This is a genomic window from Embleya sp. NPDC127516, from assembly GCF_044765325.1.
Classification (GTDB): domain Bacteria; phylum Actinomycetota; class Actinomycetes; order Streptomycetales; family Streptomycetaceae; genus Embleya.
The window spans coordinates 206,186-227,747 of sequence record NZ_JBIWJT010000014.1 but is presented as its reverse complement, the minus strand read 5'-3'; the positions used below and the strand labels follow the sequence as shown (position 1 = coordinate 227,747).

7 protein-coding genes and 1 pseudogene are annotated in these 21,562 nt (G+C 71.3%); all 8 read left to right on the top strand.

The window, feature by feature from the left end:
• The first annotated feature begins 11 nt into the window (after positions 1–11).
• A complete protein-coding gene (locus ACIRL2_RS27335) occupies positions 12–6,677 on the top strand; it encodes a type I polyketide synthase (protein ID WP_402235313.1) in 6,666 nt (2,221 codons plus the stop codon).
• Positions 6,678–6,739: 62 nt separating this feature from the next.
• Positions 6,740–13,783 (top strand): annotated as a pseudogene (locus tag ACIRL2_RS27330) (type I polyketide synthase); the annotation flags it as partial.
• Between the two features lie 71 nt (positions 13,784–13,854).
• On the top strand, positions 13,855–14,601 hold the full coding sequence (locus ACIRL2_RS27325) for a class I SAM-dependent methyltransferase (RefSeq protein ID WP_395861428.1): 747 nt from the start codon (positions 13,855–13,857) through the stop codon (positions 14,599–14,601).
• A gap of 1,225 nt (positions 14,602–15,826) precedes the next feature.
• On the top strand, positions 15,827–16,453 hold the full coding sequence (locus tag ACIRL2_RS27320; RefSeq protein ID WP_402235239.1) for a hypothetical protein: 627 nt from the start codon (positions 15,827–15,829) through the stop codon (positions 16,451–16,453).
• Positions 16,450–18,069, top strand: a complete 1,620-nt coding sequence (locus ACIRL2_RS27315; RefSeq protein WP_402235236.1) for an amino acid adenylation domain-containing protein — start codon at positions 16,450–16,452, stop codon at positions 18,067–18,069. The genes ACIRL2_RS27320 and ACIRL2_RS27315 overlap by 4 nt, the downstream gene beginning before the upstream one ends.
• The gene (locus ACIRL2_RS27310; protein WP_402235233.1) at positions 18,062–18,898 is read left to right on the top strand and encodes a GNAT family N-acetyltransferase; all 837 of its coding nucleotides are present in this window, start codon (positions 18,062–18,064) and stop codon (positions 18,896–18,898) included. The genes ACIRL2_RS27315 and ACIRL2_RS27310 overlap by 8 nt, the downstream gene beginning before the upstream one ends.
• The gene (locus ACIRL2_RS27305; protein WP_395861433.1) at positions 18,895–20,169 is read left to right on the top strand and encodes an aminotransferase class I/II-fold pyridoxal phosphate-dependent enzyme; all 1,275 of its coding nucleotides are present in this window, start codon (positions 18,895–18,897) and stop codon (positions 20,167–20,169) included. Before ACIRL2_RS27310 ends, ACIRL2_RS27305 begins: the two co-directional genes overlap by 4 nt.
• Positions 20,170–20,264: 95 nt before the next feature.
• On the top strand, positions 20,265–21,506 hold the full coding sequence (locus tag ACIRL2_RS27300; protein WP_402235230.1) for an MFS transporter: 1,242 nt from the start codon (positions 20,265–20,267) through the stop codon (positions 21,504–21,506).
• Positions 21,507–21,562 lie beyond the last annotated feature (56 nt).

Below are 21,562 nucleotides of genomic sequence, written 5' to 3'. Positions count from 1 at the left end.
TCGTCGAGGCCCTGCGGGCCTCGCTGAAGGAGGTCGAGTCGCTCCGCGCGCAAACGCGCGAGCTGACGGCGGCAGCCCACGAGCCGGTGGCGATCGTGGCGATGGGCTGCCGCTTCCCCGGGGGCGTGCGCTCGCCGGAGGACCTGTGGGAGCTGGTGGCCACCGGAACCGACGCGGTCTCGGCCTTCCCCACCGACCGCGGCTGGGACACCGGGACGCTCTTCGACCCGGACCCCGACCGGTCGGGCCACACCTACGTCCGCGAAGGCGCCTTCCTCGACGACGCCTCGGAGTTCGACGCGGACCTGTTCGGGATCAGCCCGCGCGAGGCCGCCGCGATGGACCCCCAGCAGCGGCTGCTCCTGGAGATCGCGTGGGAGACCTTCGAACGCGCGGGGATCGATCCCGGCGGTCTCAAGGGACAACCCGTCGGGGCCTTCGTCGGATCGGTCCTGATGACCGGCGGCAGCGGGGGCGGGACCGGCGACGGGACCGAGGGGCACCAACTCACCGGCGCCGCCGCCAGTGTGTTGTCGGGTCGTCTGGCGTACACGTTCGGTCTGGAGGGTCCGGCGATCACGGTCGATTCGGCGTGTTCGGCGTCGTTGACGGCGTTGCATCTGGCTGTGCAGGCGTTGCGGCAGGGTGAGTGCACCCTGGCGCTGGCCGGCGGAGCCGCAGTGATGACCACCCCGGGAATCTTCGTGGAGTTCAGTCGGCAGCGGGGTCTTGCGGTGGATGGTCGGTGCAAGGCGTTCGCGGCGGGGGCGGATGGTACGGGGTGGGGGGAGGGTGTGGGTCTGGTGTTGTTGGAGCGTTTGTCGCGGGCGCGGGAGCGTGGGCATCCGGTGCTTGCGGTGGTGCGGGGTTCGGCGGTGAATCAGGATGGTGCGTCCAATGGTTTGACGGCGCCGAACGGTCCGTCGCAGCAGCGGGTGATTCGGCGGGCGTTGGCGTCCGCGCGGTTGTCGGCGGATCTGATCGACGTGGTGGAGGCACACGGCACCGGTACCGCGCTCGGTGATCCGATCGAGGCTCAGGCGCTGTTGGCGACCTACGGTCGGGAGCGGCCGGCGGATCGGCCGTTGTGGCTGGGATCGATCAAGTCGAACATCGGCCACACCCAGGGCGCCGCCGGCATCGCCGGGCTGATCAAGATGGTCATGGCGATGCGTCACGGCGTGCTCCCGAGGACCCTGCACGTCGATGAACCCTCGCCGCACGTGGACTGGGCCTCCGGGGCGGTTCGCCTGCTGACCGAGGCGCGGGACTGGCCGCGGACCGGCCGGCCGCGGCGCGCCGGGGTGTCGTCCTTCGGGATCAGCGGCACCAACGCCCACGTGATCCTGGAACAGGACCCCCGGCCCGGCACAGTCGACGACACCGCCCCGGCCCCGACCGGGACGGACATCCCGCAGGGGCCGGTACCGCTGGTGGTCTCGGCGCGGGGCGAGCGGGCCCTGCGGGACCAGGCCGGGCGCCTGAGCGATCGGATCCGCTCCCTGCCCGACGCGCGTGCGGCGGACGTCGGTTGGTCGCTGGCCACCTCACGGGCGACCCTCGACACCCGGGCCGTGGTGTGGGCGCGCGATCGGGACGAGATGCTCGCGGGTCTGACGGCCCTGGCCGACGGCCGGCCGGCCCCGGGTCTGGTGCAAGGGGCGACCGCCGAGGGCGGGCAGGCGTTCCTGTTCTCCGGACAGGGCAGCCAGCGCGCGGGCATGGGACGCGAACTGTCCGCCGCCTTCCCGGTGTTCGCCGAGGCGCTGGATGCCATCGCGGGTGGGCTGGACCCGCATCTCGACCGCCCGCTGCGGGACGTCCTGTACGCCCCCGAGGGCACGACGACGGCCGCGCTCCTGGAGCAGACCTTGTTCACCCAGGCGGCACTGTTCGCGTACGAGGTGGCGCTGTTCCGGCTGCTCACGCACTGGGGGCTCACCCCCGAGCTGCTGCTCGGCCACTCCGTCGGCGAGTTGGCGGCCGCGCACGTCTCCGGCGTCCTGTCCCTGGAGGACGCGTGCGTGCTCGTCGCCGCGCGGGGCCGTCTCATGCAGGACGTGCCCGGCAGCGGCGCCATGGTCGCGGTGCAGGCGACCGAGGCGGAGGTTCTGCCGGAGGTGGCCGCACACGCCGACCGGATGTCCATCGCCGCCGTCAACGGACCCGCGTCGGTCGTCGTGTCGGGCGCCGAGAGCGCGGTGCTCGACCTCGCCGAGCGCTGGCGGAGCAAAGGGCGCAAGACGCGGCGGCTCAGGGTGAGCCACGCCTTCCACTCCCCACAGATGGCCGCGATGTCGGACGAGTTCGGCGCGGTCGCGCGGAAGCTGGACTTCCATCCGCCGACCATCCCGATCGTCTCCGACGTCACCGGGGACATCGCCGGCGCCGACGAGTTGTGTTCGCCGGAGTACTGGGTCCGGCACACCCGGGCGACCGTGCGCTTTCACGACGGGATGTGCCGACTCGTTGCCGCGGGGGTGCGCACGTTCGTGGAGATCGGCCCTTCCGGGACGCTGACGGCGATGGCCCAGGACTGCCTCGCGCAGGCACCCTCGAACACCCGCGCCGTGCCGATCCCGGCGGGGCGCGCCGGACGTCCGGAAGCCGACACCGTACGCACGGCACTGTCCCGGGCGTTCGCCCGCGGCGCCCGGGTCGACTGGCCCCGCTTCTTCGCCGACACCGGCGCCCGCAGGACGGACCTGCCCACCTACCCCTTCCAGCACCGCCGTTACCCCTGGAGCGCCGCGGCCCCTGCCGCCGATGTGCGCGCCGTCGGCCTGGACGTGCCGGAACACCCCCTGCTCGGCGCGGCCCTGGATCTGGCGGACGCCCAGGGCAGGGCGCTGATCGGGGTGGTGTCCCGGCGGACCGAGGCATGGCTCGCGGACCACGTCGTGCTGGGCACGACACTCCTACCCGGCACCGCCGTGGTGGAGTTGGCGATCCGCGCCGGCGCCGAGGCCGGATGCCGGCGCCTGGTGGAACTGACCCAGCAGGCACCGCTGGTCCTGCCCGAACACGGTGCCGTGCGCCTACAGGTGCGGGTGGGGCCCGCAGCGGAGGACGGACGGCGCCCGCTGGGCGTGTACTCCCGGGAGGAGGACACCCGCACGGCGACCCCGGACGCACCGGACGCCCCGTGGGTGAGTCACGCCCGGGGCACGCTCGCCCCCGAGGCGGTCGCCGCGCCGGCGCGTGCGGGGGAGCCATGGCCGCCTTCGGGAGCGGAACCCGTCGCGCTCGAAGGCTTCTACGAGCGCACGGCCGCGGCCGGCCTGGAGTACGGCCCCGCCTTCCGCGGGCTCACCGCAGCCTGGCGCCTGGGGGAGGAGTTGTTCGCCGAGATCACGCTCCCCGACGCGGCGCGCTCCGGCAACGGCGGATACGCGCTGCACCCGGCGCAGTTCGACGCCGCGCTGCACGCGGCCCTCCTCACCGCGGAGGGGACGACGGTGCATCGGGAGGGCCGGCGGACACAGGTCCTCCGAGTACCGTTCGCATGGCACGAGGTGTCCTTCCACGGCGCAAGCGCACCGGTGCTCCGCGCACGATTGACCCCGGCGGGTACGGACGCCGTCTCCCTCGCCCTGTGGGACGAGCACGGCGCTCCGGTCGCGTCGGTCGGATCGCTGCGGACCCGCCCGGTCTCCACCCAGCAGCTCCGGGCGGGCCACACCCGTGACAGCCTCTTCCACGTCGACTGGGTGGAGACGGCGCCTGTTCCGTCGGCAACACGGACGCGGACCCCTGTTCTTGCCGTGCTCGGGGACGGCGCTCCGGCGGAGCGGCTCGCGGCCACGACGCACACCGATCTCGGTGCTCTCGTGTCGGCGATCGAGTCCGGTGCACCCGTGCCGGACCTGGTATTCCTGCCGTGTCACGGCGACGCCGTTCGCACCGGCGGAGCCGAGCGATCGGACGAAGTCGGCAGCACGGACGAAACCGGGTCCACCGATGCGGCCCGCACCGATGACGCGGTCGTCGACGACCCGGCAGGCGCCGCCACGGCTCTGACTCTGTCCGTGCTCGACATACTCCGGACCTGGCTTGCGCAAACCCGGTTGCACGCGTCCCGGCTCGTGGTCACCACCCGCGGCGCCGTGCCCGTTGCCGGCGACGAACCGATCGCCGACGTGGCGGCGGCCGCGGTGTGGGGCCTGGTGCGCGCCGCGCAGACCGAACACCCGGGACGGTTCCTGCTCGTCGACTCGGACGGGCAGCGCACCTCGACGGCCGCCCTGGTCGGGGCGGCGGCCGGGGACGAACCGCAACTCGCGCTTCGGGCGGGCCGGATGTTCGTTCCCCGGCTGGCCCGCGGGGTGCCGTCCGGCACGCTCGTGCCGCCTGCGGGAATCCGGGAGTGGCGGGTCGACCTCGGCGGTGGCGGCACCGTCGACGACCTGCTCCTCGCCCCCTGCCCGGAAGCCGCGGCACCGCTCGGACCGGGTAGGGTCCGGGTCTCGGTGCGAGCCGCCGGTGTCAACTTCCGGGACATCGTGATGGCCCTCGGCATGGTCTCCGACCAGCGGGCGCTGGGCGGCGAGATCGCCGGCGTCGTCACCGAGGTCGGACCCGACGTCACCGGACTCACCCCCGGAGACCGGGTGTTCGGCCTCGCGGCCGGGTGCCTGGGGCCGGTGGCCGTCGTCGATCGGCGCCTGATCGCGCGGATTCCACGGGGCTGGTCGTACGCCCGGGCCGCGTCCGTGCCCGTCGCGTTCCTCACCGCCTACGAGGGCCTGGTGGACCTGGCCGACGTACGGCCCGGCGAGAAGGTGCTCGTGCACGCGGCGGCGGGCGGTGTCGGCATGGCCGCCGTGCAGTTGGCGCGCCACCTCGGTGCCGAGGTGTACGCCACGGCCGGTCCCGGCAAATGGGACGCGGTGCGCGCCCTGGGCGTCGACGACGCGCACCTCGCCTCCTCGCGTACCGTCGAGTTCGAGGAACGGTTCGGCGCGACGAGCGACGATCGCCGTGGCGGTCGCATCGACGTGGTGCTGAACTCGCTGGTGCGGGACCTCGCGGACGCCTCCCTGCGCCTGGTGCGGCCGGGCGGCCGATTCGTCGAGATGGGCAAGACCGACATCCGCGACGCCGACGAGGTCGCCGCCCGGTACGACGGGATCGCCTACCGTGCGTTCGACCTGATGGACGCCGGCCCCGAGCGCATCACCGAAATGCTCGCGGAGATCGTCGAACTGTTCGAGCGCGGGCGGTTGCGGCCGATCCCGGTCACCACGTGGGACGTACGGCAGGCGCCCGCCGCATTCCGCTTCCTGGCCCAGGCCCGGCACGTGGGCAAGGTGGTCCTCACGATGCCTCCCGCGTGGAATCCGGCGGGTACGGCCTTGATCACCGGCGCCTCCGGGGCGCTCGGCGCGCAGGTGGCCCGACATCTGGTGGGCGCCCACCACGTGAAGCACCTCGTGCTTGCCGGACGCCGCGGACCGGACGCGCCGGGCATGGCGGAACTGCTGGCCGAACTCACCGCCGCGGGCGCCACGACGGTGCGGGCGGTGGCGTGCGACGTGGCCGAACGGGGCGCGGTGGCTGACCTGCTGGCATCGGTGCCCGCCGAGCACCCGTTGACAGCCGTGGTGCACACGGCGGGTGTGCTCGACGACGGCGTCCTGGACTCGATGACGCCCGCCCGAGTGGGCGCGGTCTTCCGGCCCAAGGTCGACGGCGGCCGGCACCTGCACGAGCTGACGCGGGACGCGGACCTGGCCGCGTTCGTCCTCTTCTCCTCCGCCGCCGGCACGCTCGGCGCCCCCGGACAGGCCAACTACGCCGCCGCCAACGCCTTCCTCGACGCGCTGGCCCGACACCGCCACGACAGCGGCCTGCCCGCGACGTCGCTGGCATGGGGCCGCTGGGCCGAGGCCGGGGGGATGGGGTCGCGGTCGGGGCACACGGACCGGGCGGAGTACACCCGCACGGGCGGCCTCTCCACCGAGGAGGGCCTCGCACTGTTCGACGAGGCACTCGCCGCCGGCCGGGCCGGGTGGGTTCCCACGCACCTCGACCCCGGGGAACTGCGCGCCGCCGCCGAGAACGGCACGCTTCCCGCGCTGCTGCGCGGCCTGGTCCACGTTACGGCGACGGCGGCGGAGCCGGGCGCGGAGCACGCCCTGCGCGAACGCCTGGCACTCCTGGGAGCCGAGGACCGCAGCGCGCTGATCCTCGACCTGGTGCGCGATCGCATCGCCCTCGTCCTCGGTCACCCGACGTCCGGGCACGTGGATCCGCAACGCCCGTTCCAGGAACTGGGCTTCGACTCGCTCACCGCCGTGGAACTGCGAAACCGTCTGGACGCCGCAACCGGCCTGAACCTGCCCACCACACTCGTGTTCGACCACCCGACCCCCGCCGCCCTCGGTCGACACCTCGAAGCCGTACTGGTGTCGGGGCTGGACGCACCGGTCGACACCGTCCTGGCCGGCCTGGACGCCTGGGCCGTGCACCTCGCGGCGACATCGCTGGACGCCGCCGGACGCGAACGAGTGGCGGATCGGTTGCGCGCGCTCGCTCGACAGGCGGGCGAACACGCACCCGCAGGAGACCGGGCACCCGACGCACGGGAGGACGCCACGACCGTCGCGGACGAGCTCGACCTGGCGACCGACGAGGAGGTCATCGACTTCATCGGCAGGGAGCTGGGGATTTCCTGACCTCGGGCCGGAGCCCGCGAGCAAGGCACAACGGTGACGTCTCGACGAGGTGGTTGCACATGGTGACGGACGACCGGATTCGGTACTACCTCAAGCGGGTCACCGCCGACCTGCACGAGACACGAGCGCGCCTGCGGGAGTTGGAGGACGCCGACGCGGAGCCGATCGCGGTGGTGGCGATGGGCTGCCGATTCCCGGGGGACGTGCGCTCGCCGGAGGACCTGTGGCAGCTGGTGGTCTCCGGAAGGGACGCGATCGGGCCCTTCCCCCAGGACCGAGGCTGGGACATCGAGGGCCTCTACGACGCCGACCCGGACCGGCCGGGGAAGAGCTACGCACGCGAGGGCGGGTTCCTCGCCGACGTGGCGTCGTTCGACGCGGGCCTGTTCGGAGTGAGTCCACGCGAGGCGCTGACGCTCGACCCGCAACAACGTCTGCTCCTCGAGGTGTCCTGGGAGACGTTCGAGCGCGCCGGCCTCACACCGGCCTCCCTGCGCGGGAGCCGCACCGGTGTCTTCGTGGGCACCAGCAGCCAGGAGTACGCGCTCCTGCTGGATCGGGCCCGGGAGAACTTCGAGGGCTACGCGACCGGTTTCCTCGCCAGTGTGTTGTCGGGTCGTCTGGCGTACACGTTCGGTCTGGAGGGTCCGGCGATCACGGTGGATACGGCGTGTTCGGCGTCGTTGACGGCGTTGCATCTGGCTGTGCAGGCGTTGCGGCAGGGTGAGTGCACCCTGGCGCTGGCCGGCGGTGCTTCGGTGATGACCACCCCCGGAATGTTCGTGGAGTTCAGTCGGCAGCGGGGTCTTGCGGTGGATGGTCGGTGCAAGGCGTTCGCGGCGGGGGCGGATGGTACGGGGTGGGGGGAGGGTGTGGGTCTGGTGTTGTTGGAGCGTTTGTCGCGGGCGCGGGAGCGTGGGCATCCGGTGCTTGCGGTGGTGCGGGGTTCGGCGGTGAATCAGGATGGTGCGTCCAATGGTTTGACGGCGCCGAACGGTCCGTCGCAGCAGCGGGTGATTCGGCGGGCGTTGGCGTCCGCGCGGTTGTCGGCGGATCTGATCGACGTGGTGGAGGCACACGGCACCGGTACCGCGCTCGGTGATCCGATCGAGGCTCAGGCGCTGTTGGCGACCTACGGTCGGGAGCGGCCGGCGGATCGGCCGTTGTGGCTGGGATCGATCAAGTCGAACATCGGCCACACCCAGGCGGCGGCGGGCGTCGGCGGCGTCATCAAGACGGTGATGGCACTGCGCCGAGGCATCCTGCCGCCCACTCTCCACGTGGACGAGCCGACCCCGCACGTGGACTGGGCCGCGGGCACGGTGCGCCTGTTGACCGAGGCGCGGGACTGGCCGCGGACCGGCCGGCCGCGTCGCGCCGGGGTGTCGTCCTTCGGGATCAGCGGCACCAACGCCCACGTGATCCTGGAACAGTCTCCGGACGACACGTTCCCCGCGACCCTCGTCGCACCCCCGACCGCCGTAGCCGTCGAGTCCGACGGCTCTGCCGACCTCGCGGACGACCCCGCGCGGAAGCTCGTCGAGGGCGACCGTGCGCAGACCGGGCCGCTGCCGTGGCTGATCACCGCGAGGAACGCTCGGGGGCTGCGAGAGCAGGCGGCCCGGCTGCGTGAGCACGTACGTACCCGCCCGGACCTGGCGTCGGCCGACGTCGCGCATTCGCTGCTCACCTCGCGCACCCTGTTCGACCACCGAGGCGTGGTGCTGGCCGACGACCGGGACGCGTACCTCGTGGGCCTCGAAGCCATCGCCGAGGGGAAGAGTGCCGCCGGTGTCGTCACGGGCGTCGCACGCGATCCCGGGAAACCGGTGTTCGTCTTCCCCGGCCAGGGCGCCCAATGGGAGGGCATGGGAGCGGACCTGTGCCGCGACTCGGCGGTCTTTCGCGAGCGGCTGCACGAGTGCGCCGAAGCGCTCGCGCCGCACGTCGACTTCTCGCTCGTGGACGTCGTCCGCGGCGCCGAGGGCGCGGCCTCGTTGGACCGCGTGGATGTGGTCCAGCCCGCGCTGTGGGCCATGATGATCTCGCTCGCCGCCCTGTGGCGCTCGCACGGCATGGAACCCGGCGCCGTGGTGGGCCACTCCCAGGGCGAGATCGCCGCCGCGTGCGTCGCCGGTGCCCTGTCCCTGGAAGACGGGGCGCGAATCGTGGCAAGGCGCTCGCGCCTGGTCGCCGAACGCCTGGCCGGCAGCGGGGGCATGGCGTTCCTCGGCCTTCCGGCGGACCGGGCCCGCGACCGGCTCTCGGCATGGGGAACACGCCTGTCCGTCGCCGCGGTCAACGCCCCCGGGTCCGTCGTGGTCTCGGGCGACGCCGAGGCGCTCGCCGAACTCCTGGACGCCGCCGAGCAGGACGGCGTGCGAGCGATTCGCGTCGCGGTGGACTACGCCTCGCACTCGGCCCAGGTCGAGGCACTGGAGGCCGAACTCGTCACGATCCTCGCCGACATCGCCCCACGGGCGGCCTCGATCCCGTTCTTCTCGACGGTCCTGGGCGGCCCCGTCGACACCTCGGGGCTCGACGCCGCCTATTGGTACCGGAACCTGCGTGAGACCGTCCGCTTCGACCCGACCGTGCGCGAACTCCTGGCGGCCGGGCACCACACCTTCGTGGAGATGAGCCCACACCCGGTGCTCGCGGTGTCCCTGCACGAGATCACGGAAGGCGCCGCGAGCCCCGGGAGCGTCGGCGAAGGCACGGTGTTGACGTCGCTGCGGCGCGACGAAGGACACCTCGGGCGTTTCCTCACCTCCCTCGCGGAGGCGCATGTCCAGGGCGTGCCGGTGGACTGGTCGGCGCACATCGGAGGGCGGGCCCACCTGGTGGACCTGCCGACGTACGCGTTCCAGCGCCGCCGCTACTGGCCCGACGCGCTGCCCGCCGCCGCCCCGGACCGGGAGAGCGACGACAGCGCGGCCGCCGTGTTCCGCCGGCGCCTCGCGGAACTGCCCGACAGCGGCAGGGGGAACCTGGTCCTGGAGACGGTTTGCGAGCATGCCGCCGCCGTGCTCAACCGCGGCTCCGCGGCGGACGTCGACATCACCCAGGCGTTCACCGACCTCGGGTTCGTCTCGATGACGGCGATGGAGATGCGCAACCGGCTCGCCACGGCGACCGGTGTCCGCCTCTCCCCGGCGGCGGTGTTCGACCACCCGACGGCCGAGAGGCTGGCCGCGTACCTGCTGGCGCGTCTCACCGGCGCCACCGAGCAGGTCGACGAGCCGGCGACGGCCGCCGTCGCCGAGCCGATCGCGATCGTCGCGATGGGTTGCCGCTACCCCGGTGACGTGGCCTCGCCCGAGCAACTGTGGGACCTGGTCGCCTCGGGACGGGACGCGATCTCCTCCTTCCCGAGCAACCGCGGCTGGGACACGGCGGGTCTGTACGACCCGACCCCGGGCCGCCCGGGCCGCACGTACGTCCGCCGGGGCGGTTTCCTGCACGACGCCGACCGGTTCGACCCGCTCCTGTTCGGTATCAGCCCGCGGGAAGCACTGGCGATGGATCCGCAGCAGCGCCTGCTCCTCGAGGTGACATGGGAGGTCCTGGAACGCGCGCGGCTGGCCCCCGACGCCGTCGCCGGCAGCCGCACCGGGGTGTTCGTGGGGGTCAGCGGTCAGGACTACCTACCGTTGCTGACCGCCGATCCCGAGGGCGGCGCCGGCTACCTGATGACCGGTACCTCGACCAGCGTCGCCTCGGGGCGGGTCGCCTACACGTTCGGCCTCGAAGGACCGGCGGTGACCGTCGACACCGCCTGCTCGTCGTCCCTGGTCGCCCTCCACCTGGCCGTCCAGGCGCTCCGCCAGGGCGACTGCACGGCCGCGCTGGTGGGCGGGGCGACGATCCTGTCCACCCCGGGGGCGTTCCTCGAATTCAGCCGCCAGGGTGCACTGGCGCCGAACGGGCGATGCAAGGCGTTCGCCGCGGAGGCGGACGGCACCGGCTGGGGCGAGGGCGTCGGCGTGCTCCTGATCGAACCGTTGTCGGTGGCCCGAAACGCCGGGCACCCGGTCCTCGCCGTGATCCGCGGCACCGCGATCAACCAGGACGGGGCGAGCAACGGCCTGTCGGCACCCAACGGACTCGCCCAGCAGCGCGTGATCCGGCAGGCCTTGGCCCACGCGGGGCTGACCGTGCGGGACGTGGACGCCGTGGAGGCGCATGGCACGGGCACCACGCTCGGCGACCCCATCGAGGCGGAGGCCCTCCTGGCCACATACGGGCAGGGCCGGCCGGCCCACGCCCCCCTGTGGCTGGGGTCGCTCAAGTCCAACATCGGCCACACCGCCGCCGCGGCCGGGGTGGGCGGGGTGATCAAGACGGTGATGGCGATGCGCACCGGCGTGTTGCCGCCCACCCTGCACGTGGACGAGCCGACGCCGCACGTCGACTGGACCTCGGGCGCGGTGGAACTGCTCACCGAGGCCCGACCGTGGCCGGATACGGGTCGTGCCCGGCGAGCCGGTGTCTCGTCCTTCGGGATCAGCGGGACCAACGCGCACGTGATCCTGGAGCACGCACCGGACGACGCGGACGCGGTGCGTGAACCCGAACCGACCCCATCGAGCGCGGGGCCGGCGCGACAGACGTCCGGCGATCGGCATGCGCAAACCCGGCCTCCGGGTTCGCCGCGGCAGGCGCCGGACCCGTTCGCCACGCTGCCCGCGGTGCCGTGGGTGTTGTCGGGCGGGACCTCGGACGCGCTGCGTGCGCAGGCCGGCCGGTTGCGCCGGTTCGTTCGCGAGCGCGCGGAACTCGCACCGGTCGACGTCGCGCGTTCCCTGGCGGCGACCCGGGCCGGCCTCGCCCACCGCGCCGTGATCCTCGGCCGGGACCGGGATGCCCTGCTGGTGTCGCTGGCGGAACTGGCCCGGGACGGATCCGCACCGGGGCTGGTCCGGGGCATGGTGCGGGGCCGGGACCGGGTCGCGTTCCTGTTCTCCGGTCCGCCGCGCGAACCGGTGGCGGAACGAGCGGGACTCGTGGAGGAGTTGTCCGCGCGGATCCCGATGTTCGCGTCGGCCCTGGCCGAGGCCGATGCCGCGATCGCGGCACGGCTGGACCGCCCGCAGGGCGAGGTTCCACCGCGGCACGGCGAGACGCCGCAGGATCCGATCCCGGCCCAGGGCGCGCTGTTCGCCGGGGAGGTGGCGCTGTTTCGGCTCCTCGAACACTGGGGGATCGAACCCGGGCTGCTGCTCGGGCGATCCGTCGGTGCGGTCACCGCCGCGCACTGCGCCGGTGTGCTGTCCCTGACCGACGCGGCCGCACTCGTCGTCGCCCTCGGCCGGGCGTCGGAGTGCGCGGCGCAGGCCGACCCGACGGTGTCCGACGACTCGGCGGTGTCCGACGACTCGGCGGGGGAGGGCGTGCGACGGGCCGTCAAGGAACTGACCTTCCGCCGGCCGCTGACCCCGCTCGCCTCCGGCCGCACGGGCCGGCCGGTGACGTACGAGGAGTTGTCCTCGTCGGAGTACTGGGTGCGGCTGATTCGGGACGACGGCGCGCCGACCGAGGCCGTGCGCGGGCTCGGGTCGCAAGGGGTGTGCGTCTGCCTTCGGATGGGGGCCGACAACACCTTCGCGGAGCGTGTGGGGCCCGGCGCCGCAGCTCCGACGGACGGTACCGAGGACACGAACGGCACGGGTGGCGCGGACGCCGCAGACGCGGCGACCGCCGCGGCCGAGAACTTCACCGTTCTGCCGATGCCCGGGCCGGAATACGACACCGAACTCGGCGCGTTCCTGGGCGCACTGGCCCATCTGCACGTCCGCGGCGTTGCGGTGGGGTGGGACAGGATGCTCGCCGACTGCGGTGCCCGCCTGGTGGACCTGCCCACGTACGCGTTCGGGCGCGAGCGATACTGGCCCGAGGGCGGCGGTCCGACGATGGGCGCGGTCCGGTCCCCGGGCGAGTACGGGTCGGTGCGGCCGGATCGGGGCCGGGAGATCAGGGAGCGCCTGGCGGCCGCGAACGGGGAGGAACGGGCGCGATTGGTCGTCGCGTGGGTTCGTACGCACGTGGCCGCGGTCCTGGGGCTGGCGGACCCGGAGACCGTCGACGCCGATCGGCCGCTGCCCGAGCTGGGGTTCGACTCGCTGACGGCGGTGGACCTGCGCAACCGCCTCGGCGCGGACACCGGCCTGCGCCTGGTGCCCGGCCTCGTCTTCCAATACCCCACGGTCGCCTCCCTGGCCCGACACCTGGTCGAGCGATGGGAGGAAACGGGGCCTGCGGGCGACGAGGACACCGGCGGCGCGGAGCCGGCACGTGCCGGGACGGGCGGGGCCGGGTTCACCCTCGGCCCCCTGTTCGCCCGCGCCGGTGACCTGGGCCGGACCGACGAGTTCGAGGAACTGATGCGACGCATCGCCCGGTTCCGTCCCATCTTCGACAACCCCGACGAGCGGTTCCGGCCGGCGCACGTCAGGCTGGCACGCGGCTCCGCGGCCCGCATCGTCTGTTTCCCGACCTTCGCCGTCGGCTCGGGAGCATCCCAGTACGCCCGACTCGCGGCCGCTTCCCGAGGCGAGCACGACGTCTGGGTACTGCCGGTGCCCGGTTTCGGTCCGCACGAGTCGCTGCCCGCATCCGTGGACGTCTTGGCACAACTCCAGGCGGACGGTGTCGTGCGGTGCGCCGACGGCGGTCCCGTGGTCCTCCTCGGCTACTCCGCCGGCGGCTGGATCGCCCACGCCACGGCGGCTGTTCTGGAAGCACGCGGAGCCGGTCCCGACGCCGTCGTCCTCCTGGACAGCCATTGGCCACGCAGCGCGATGCTCCGACACCTCCACGCCCGGATCGAAGCGGCTCGCAGATCCGGAGCATCGGACGAGCCGTGGGCACAGGAGGCCGAGGACGACACCCACCTCACGGCGCTGGCGCACTACACCGGTCTGTTCCAGGCGTGGACCCCCGCGAAGATCGGCGCGCCGACGCTACTCGTACGGGCCGCGGAGGCAGGCTTCGACGACCCGCCGCAGGACTGGCGGCCCCGCTGGCATCTGCCGCACACGGCAGTCGACACGCCCGGAACGCACTTCTCCATCATCCGTGAGCACAGCGGCCCCGTGCTGCGCGCGGTGGGCGACTGGCTCGGCGGTTCGCATCGAGACCACGACAGCCAACCACCCCGAGGCACCCAAGGAGCATGATGACGTCCGACAGCACCAGCGACAACAAGCCGCTCGAACGCCTCGACACCAAGCCGCTCGAACGCGCCCACGACAAGCCGCTCGACCACCTCGACCAGGCCGTCCTCGACGGGCAGGCCGGATACTCGAAACCCTTCCTCAACCTCTACGACCTCGTGGTGTACCGAGGCACCGCACCGCTGTTGTGGCGCTGCCCGCCGACGGTCTCCCGACGCCTGTACGACACCGGCGTGGGTGCGCGCCACATGGACATCGGCGTGGGCAGCGGGTACCTGCTCCACCACGCGCGGTTCCCGGTGCCCGACCCGCGGATCACCCTGGTCGACCTCAACCCCAACTCCCTGGCCCACACGGCACATCGCCTGCGCCGCTACCACGTCGCCACGGTGCGCGCGAACGTGCTGGAGCCGCTGCCCGTACCGGACGGCTCGCACGACTCGGTCGGGATCAGCTATCTGCTGCACTGCATCCCGGGAAGTCTGCGGGAGAAGGGGATCGTGCTGGCGCACGCCGCGGCCGTGGTCCGCCCCGGAGGTGTCGTCTTCGGCACCACGGTCCTGTCGGCCGGCGTCCCGGTGTCCCTCGCCGCCCGCAAGGCGATGCGGCTGCTCAACAAGCAGGGGGCGTTCCACAACGACGGCGACACCCTGGACGACCTCCGTGCGCAGCTCGATCGGCACTTCGATCACCACGAACTGTCCGTCCGCGGCTGCGTCGGCATCTTCCGCGGCTGGACGGCCGACTGACCGAGCTGCCACGGACATCCCGCCACCGGCAATAACTCACCCGCGGTGATGAGCCCGGTAGTACGGGATCCGACGGTCGCGCGCCGATGTCCCGTTCGACCTCGGTGACGGTCGCCGACGACCCGGTCGATGACGCACGTGCCATCTGGTTCCTCGGTTACACGCTGGTCACCGCAGGCGAGGACCTGTCCCGCAGCGAGACTCCGGTGGAGCGCGCCCTGGCCGAGGAACCGGCTTTTCGTACGGACGCGGCCGACCGGCTCACCGGGCTGGGCAGGGCCGCCCTGCCGACCCGCGACTACGAGCGGGGGCGCCGAACTCCGGGCCGCGATGGATCCGGTGCCGTTCCCGGAGCACGCGGACGGACAGGGGGGAACGGAACGGTGGTCGGGTGGGGTTCTCCAGCCCGGTTCCCAGCTCCGGGCGTGGGGACGCAACGAGCGTGGGCGTGCGGAAACCGCCGGGCCTCGGCGTCGACCGAGGCATCGCGGATGGACCGGGTGTGCGCTCGATGGGCCGTCGACCCGCGGATGTACCGAACCGCCGCCGAAGTCCCGTAGTTCTACGGATTACGTACCGCGAACCGCCTCCTAACGTCTGTGATCAACAACGAAACCTTGCCGTACGGGCGCTGCGACCGACCATCCCCGGACCAGCCCGCGGCCTGCTCGACGATCACGTGACCGGGCGTGGCGCGTGCCGTCGGCGGCACGCGGGGAGCGGCGTGCGGCGTGCGGCGAGGCTCAGCCTCTGGGTGCGGCGTAGCCGAGCCGAGAACCCGCTATATGCCCATTCACCGCGAGTGACACTACTCCTCAGGCCGAGAAATAATTACGCCAGTCGATCTTCCCAGCACCTGCCCGACGTGCAAATATTCCAAAAGAAATTGCGATCCGGCGAGCACGGTTCGTCCTCCGGAGTCTCCAGGACAGGGAAGAATGTTTCTTCGGCGCCACCGGACATGCATCGAGGCAGTCAATCCACTCGCTCCGAAAATGGATGCGCAACCCTCTTGTGGATTCCCCGGATCCTGATAAAGATTCGCTCGCAAGAGCGCGGTATTTCGCATCGCAGTCACGAGGCGCCTTCGTCGTGCGCAGTCGCCTCGCGAACGAAAGGCACGATCATTTCGGTCGAAGCAGTGTCGCTCGGATCGAGCGACACATTAAGCATCGAAGCATCGGTCCTCCAGACGGGGACTCTCCTCCCCCCGCCGTTCGGGGCCATGCTCGACAAGGTCGTGCTTCCTGCTGCTCAGGGATTCATCGGCGAGGAACGCACCATGGTCGAGGAATATCTGACCACGAACCGCCGGCGCACATACCGCAGCCTCATCGCGATCGGCGACGCCAGTCAGCAGTACCAGGACATGGCCCGACGTCTCGGATACCACTACGTCTGCGTCGATCCGCACCTGGCGCCCGGACTCGCGGGCCGAGCGCCCGCCACCGAGCCGGATCCCGGCGGATTGCTCCTGCGTCGGCGACTCGACACCGTGCGACCCGAGCACCTCCCCGTCGGTCCTGCGGTCTGGATATTCCACTTCAACGTCTTCCCGTATCTGGATGCCACATTGGAAATCCTCACCGAACTCTGTGCCGCAGACGATCTCATCGCCATCGCCACATGGAGCAAAACGGCGGAGGCATCCGAAAGGCGCGCCGTATACGACCGGTGTCTGGAACGCCACACGCGAAACGATGCCGCACAGGCCGTCGAATCCTCACTCACTCGCCGCCGCGTATCGGTCACCTTGCCGCCGCATCGCAATCACACCACGCTGCGCGGGCGCTTCGTCGACGTCCGGATACTCGATGTGGTGCCCGAAACCGACCGGGAGTTTCTCCGATGAGCGACAGCGCCAGGACCGTTTCTCGCCTCCTGCACGAGTATCTCGCCGAACCGGCACGGGAAACGCCCGACGCGGTGGCCGTCCGCCACGAGGACGGGACCACTCTGACATTCGGCGAATTGGAGGCCCTGTCCAACCGCTGGGCCCATCATCTGGTCGATGCCAAAAGCGCCGCCCGAAACGAACGCCCGTATGTGGGCGTACTCGCGACTGTCACACCGTGGTCCATCGCGGCCGTGTTCGGCGCTCTCAAAGCCGGTTACGCCTATGTGCCCCTGGACGAACGCAGCCCCACCGCCCGGCTGCGGGGAATCGTCGACCAGGCCGGGATCGACGTGCTGATCGCCGAGCCGGCCGTCCTCGACCGCCACCGGGAGATACTCGACGCCCCCGGCCTCGAATGTGTCACGCTCTGCGCCCCGGGCGCCACGCACACCGGCACGCACGGTTTCGATGTGATCGCCAAGCACAGCGCCGCCCCGATGCATCGCCGGGTCGTGGACGAGGACTTGGCCTATGTCCTGTACACCTCCGGCTCCACCGGGGTTCCCAAGGGCATCATGCTGACCCACCGCGCGGCATGCGCATTCGTCGACTGGATGCGCAAGGAGTTCGAGCTCACGGCCGACGATGTCGTGATGTCCCGCGCGCCCTTCCGATTCGACCTGTCCGTCTTCGACGTCTTCGACACCATCGCCGCCGGTGCCACGCTGATCACCTTCGACTGGGAGCGCAACCGCCCCGGAGACGCGAGGCATCGGGCGTACGTCGACCTGTTGACGGCCTCACGGGCGTCCATTCTCTACACCACGCCGTCCACGTTCGTGACGCTCATGAACCGAGGCGGCCTGGGTGAGTCGCCCACCGCGCTGCGCACCGTGATGTACGCCGGAGAGCCGTTTCCCACACCCCAACTGCGCTCCCTGGCAGCGGCCTTGCCCGGCGTACGGATAGCGAACATCTACGGACCCACCGAGACCAACATCATCACGTGCCAATGGGTGCGCGAGCACCACCTGCGCACCGACGCGCCCATTCCGCTGGGCGTGGAAGTCGACAACGTCGAGATCATCCTCGTCGACGAATCCGGAAGACTGTGCGGGCCCGGCGAGTTGGGCGAGCTGTGGTGCCGAGGCGCCACCAACACGATCGGCTATCTGGGCGAGCCGGACAAGACCGCGCAGCAGTCGGTGCTCAGCCCCTTCCACGCGGCGCCGGCCAGATTCTGGCGCACCGGCGATCACGCGGTTCGCGACCACGACGGGATACTGCACTACCGGGGTCGTCGCGATCACATGGTCAAGGTGAACGGGTTCCGCGTCGAACTCGGCGACATCGAGGCAGCGGCCGTCGCGCACCTGGCCGTCCAGTCCTGCGTCGCGCTGCCCGTCCCCTCGGACGACCCGCTCCTGGGCACTCGCATCCGCGTCTACTACACGACGCCCGACGGCAACCCTCTCGTCGCCGCACTGCTGCGCGCGCACCTGGCCGACCGGCTGCCGGCACACATGCTGCCCGACACCTTCCGACACCTCGACGACATGCCGTTCACCTCGTCCGGCAAACCCGACCGCCAGTTGCTCGCGGAACTCGATCGGGAGGCGACGCATGCCTAGCCCACCGACCGCACACGCCGCCATTCGGGCGAACAACCTCGTGTGGTGGTGTCTGTACTACGACGAACTGCTCGACGACGAGGCTTACCAACTCACGCACCTCGCGGACGCCGACGCCTTCTACAACTGCGCGCAGGCCGTGTCCGATTCCGGCGACCACACCTTCGCGGCCGTCGAGGACTTCTATCGCCGGCGGGGCATGGTCCCCGCCCTCTACACCGATCCGAACCAACCGGAGGACCTGCCGAGCCGAGCCCGTGCGCACGGCTATTCGCCCGTCCCCGCCGAGGACGAACTCTGGTTCGGGTACGACCTCACGGACGACACCGCGTTCGAGCGCCCGGATCACGACGTCCTGCGCGTCGAACCCGATCGCGTGCGCATCCTCGAGATCGACCCGCACGGTCGTGATCTGGACACCTTCCTCCGCATCAACGGCGACAACAACGATCTGTCCGCGTCGGTTCGGAGTCGGTTGGCGAACAACCTCACGCGCCGCCGGCTCCGCGGTGTCGAACTCACCCTCCTGCTGGTGACCCTCGACGGCGAGCCTGTCGCCACCGGCGCCATGGGCCTGTGCCGGGACATGGCCTTCATCTGCGAGTCCGCCACCGAACCACACGCCCGCCGCAAGGGCATCTACTCGGCGCTCCTGCGTCGACGGCTCGAAACGGCCCGCGAGTCGGGGGCGCGACACGCGTACCTGACCACCGCCTTGGACGCCCAATCGGGACCCGCCGCCCTGAAGCTCGGCTTCGAGCAGGTCTGGCGGCGCGAGTACCTCCGGCAAACCCGGACCGACAACCGATCGTTGAGGAAGACAATATGAGCAGCGCCATCGACGCGATGATTTCGGCGAGCGTCCGCGAGAGCCGTCGAGCACTCATCGGAGGCCTCTTCGACACCGTCCGGCAGTACGACGTCACGGCTCAGGGCATCGACGGCCGGCGTATCCGCGTCGACGAGGACCACTGGGTCGTGGATTTCGCGTCCTGCAACTACCTGGGTCTGGACCTGGATCCCGAGATGACCGCCACGGTCGCGGAATCGGTGGCGCGCTGGGGCGTGCATCCGAGCTGGTGTCGGCTGGTGGCCAGTCCGCGCCTGTACGTGGACCTGGAGGAGCGGCTCGCCGATCTCATGGGCACGGAGAAGACACTCATCCTGCCCACGGTCACCCTGATCTCCATCGGCGTCATACCGGCCCTCGTGGGTCGAACGGGCGTCATCCTCCTGGACAAGTCCGGGCACGAGACGATGTACGAGGGCGCGAAGATCGCCCGGGACAACGGCGCGAAACTCGTCAGCTTCCGCCAAGGCGACTTCGAGCGGCTCCGCGAACTCCTGCACGAGCACCGGGACAACCCCCGCAAGCTCATCCTCGTCGACGGGGTCTACAGCATGACCGGCGACTACGCCGACATGCAGCGGTTGTCCGCCCTGGCCGCCGAATTCGGCGCGGTGGTCTACGTAGACGACGCGCACGGCTTCGGGGTCGTGGGGGAAAAGCCGGACGAAAGCGCCCCGCTCGGCCGTGCCGGCAACGGCATCGTGCGCCACTTCGACAGTGGCTACGACAACGTCGTGTACGTGGGCGGCTGTTCCAAGGCGTACTCCTCGCTCGCCGCCTTCGTCGCGTGTTCCGCCCCCATGCAGAAGTTCATCAAGACGTTCGCCACCCCCTACGACCTGTCCGGTCCGTCACCGACCGCCTCATTGGCGACCCTGTGGTCCGGGCTCGACATCAACGAGCGCCGCGGCGACGTGTTGCGGGACCGTCTGTGGCAGCTCACCGACAAGGCGCTGGTCGGTTTGCGCCACCTGGGCTTCACGGTGGACAACACCAGCGGTTTCCCGATCCTGTCCGTCGTCATCGGCGACAGCAGCGTTCTGGTCGACACCGCGAATCGCCTCTTCCAAGCCGGCATCCTTGTCACCGTCTGCCCCTATCCGATGGTCGAACAGGGCAGTGAAGTACTGCGGATCACCGTCACGGCGGCCAACACCGACGCCGAGATCGATCACCTCCTGCACGCCTTCGGTGAGATCCGCAACCATCTCGCCGAGGTGATGCCGTCGGCTCTTCGCCTCCCGGAATGACCGAGCCCGAACCGGTCTCGGTTCCGGCGGGGCCGGCTGGATCGGCGGCGGCAGCACACCCGCCGCCGGTCCCGGGATATCGGGACCTCATCCGCATGGGTGACCTGGGGCCATTGATCCTCGTGGTCTTCCTCGGGCGATTCGCCGATGCCGCGTCGCACGTGGCCCTGCTGCTGTTCGCCCTGGAGCAGTACGACTCCCCGGCGTTGGCCTCGGTCCTCCTGTGCTGTCGTCTCCTGCCGGGACTGCTCGTGAGCCCCTTCGCCGGAGCCTTCCTGGACCGCGGCGAACCGGTACGCCTGGTCGGCGTCGACCTGGCGGTGGCCTGCGGTGTGACGCTGGCGATTCCCCTGTCGAGCCAACACCGCCTGCTCCCGGCCGTGCTGCTCGTCATGCTGGTCTGTGTCGCCTCGTTGACCAGCCCGTTCACCAACGCGGGCCTGCGTTGCCTGGTCGTACTGAGAGTGCCGAAACCTCTATGGGAACGGGCCAACGGGCTCGACAGCGCAACCTACGTCACGGCGTTGATCGGTGGCCCCGCCGCCGCGGGTGCGCTCACCGCGTGGATGGGCGCCCGATCCGCCCTGCTCATGGTCGCCATCCCCCTGGCCGTGGGTGCCGGCATCGCCCTGACCCGGCCGGCCGGCCCGCGACCCGCGCCCGCGAAGGTCTCGCTGCTCGAGGACACCCGAACCGGAGTCCGGTACCTCCTGCGGCATCGGCGGCTGCGCAATCTCGCGATCGTGGTCTGCGTCCTGAACATCGCCAACGGAATCCACGAGGTCGTCATCCCGATCGCGCTGGTGACCCGGAGCGGCGGCGGCGCGGCGACGGTGGGCGTGTTCCTGGGCATTGCCGGCGTGGCCGGCATCGTCGCCGGGTTGATCCTCGGGCGCCTGGACAGCAACGGACGCGAACCGCTCCTCTTAGCCGTGGGCATGGCAGTGGAGGCGGTGGGCCTGGCCGTGCTCGCGACCGGGCAATCCACGATCATCGTCGTCACCGGGCTCGTGGCCGTCGGCGCCTCGGGTGGGATCTTCGACGTGGCCTTCCTGACGCTGCGACAGCGCCTGACCGACCCCGCGATGTCGGGACGCGTCACGACCGTGTCCTCCGCCGTCAACCTGAGCGGCGCTCCTCTCGGCTCGCTCTTGGCCGCCCCGTTGATGGGCAGCTCCGCACACCACACGTCCACGGCCCTGCTCGCCGCCGCGGGGATCAGCGTGGCCGCCGCATGCCTGGTGCCCCTCCTCCTCGGCCGAGGCAAGGGGGAAGGCCCGGACGCGTACGCACTCACACCGCCCGGCACGAACGCCGGGTCCCGCAAAGGCGCGTGACGCGCGGACGAACGCCGAATCCCGCGAGGGCGTGTGCCGCCCGGACGAATGCCTCG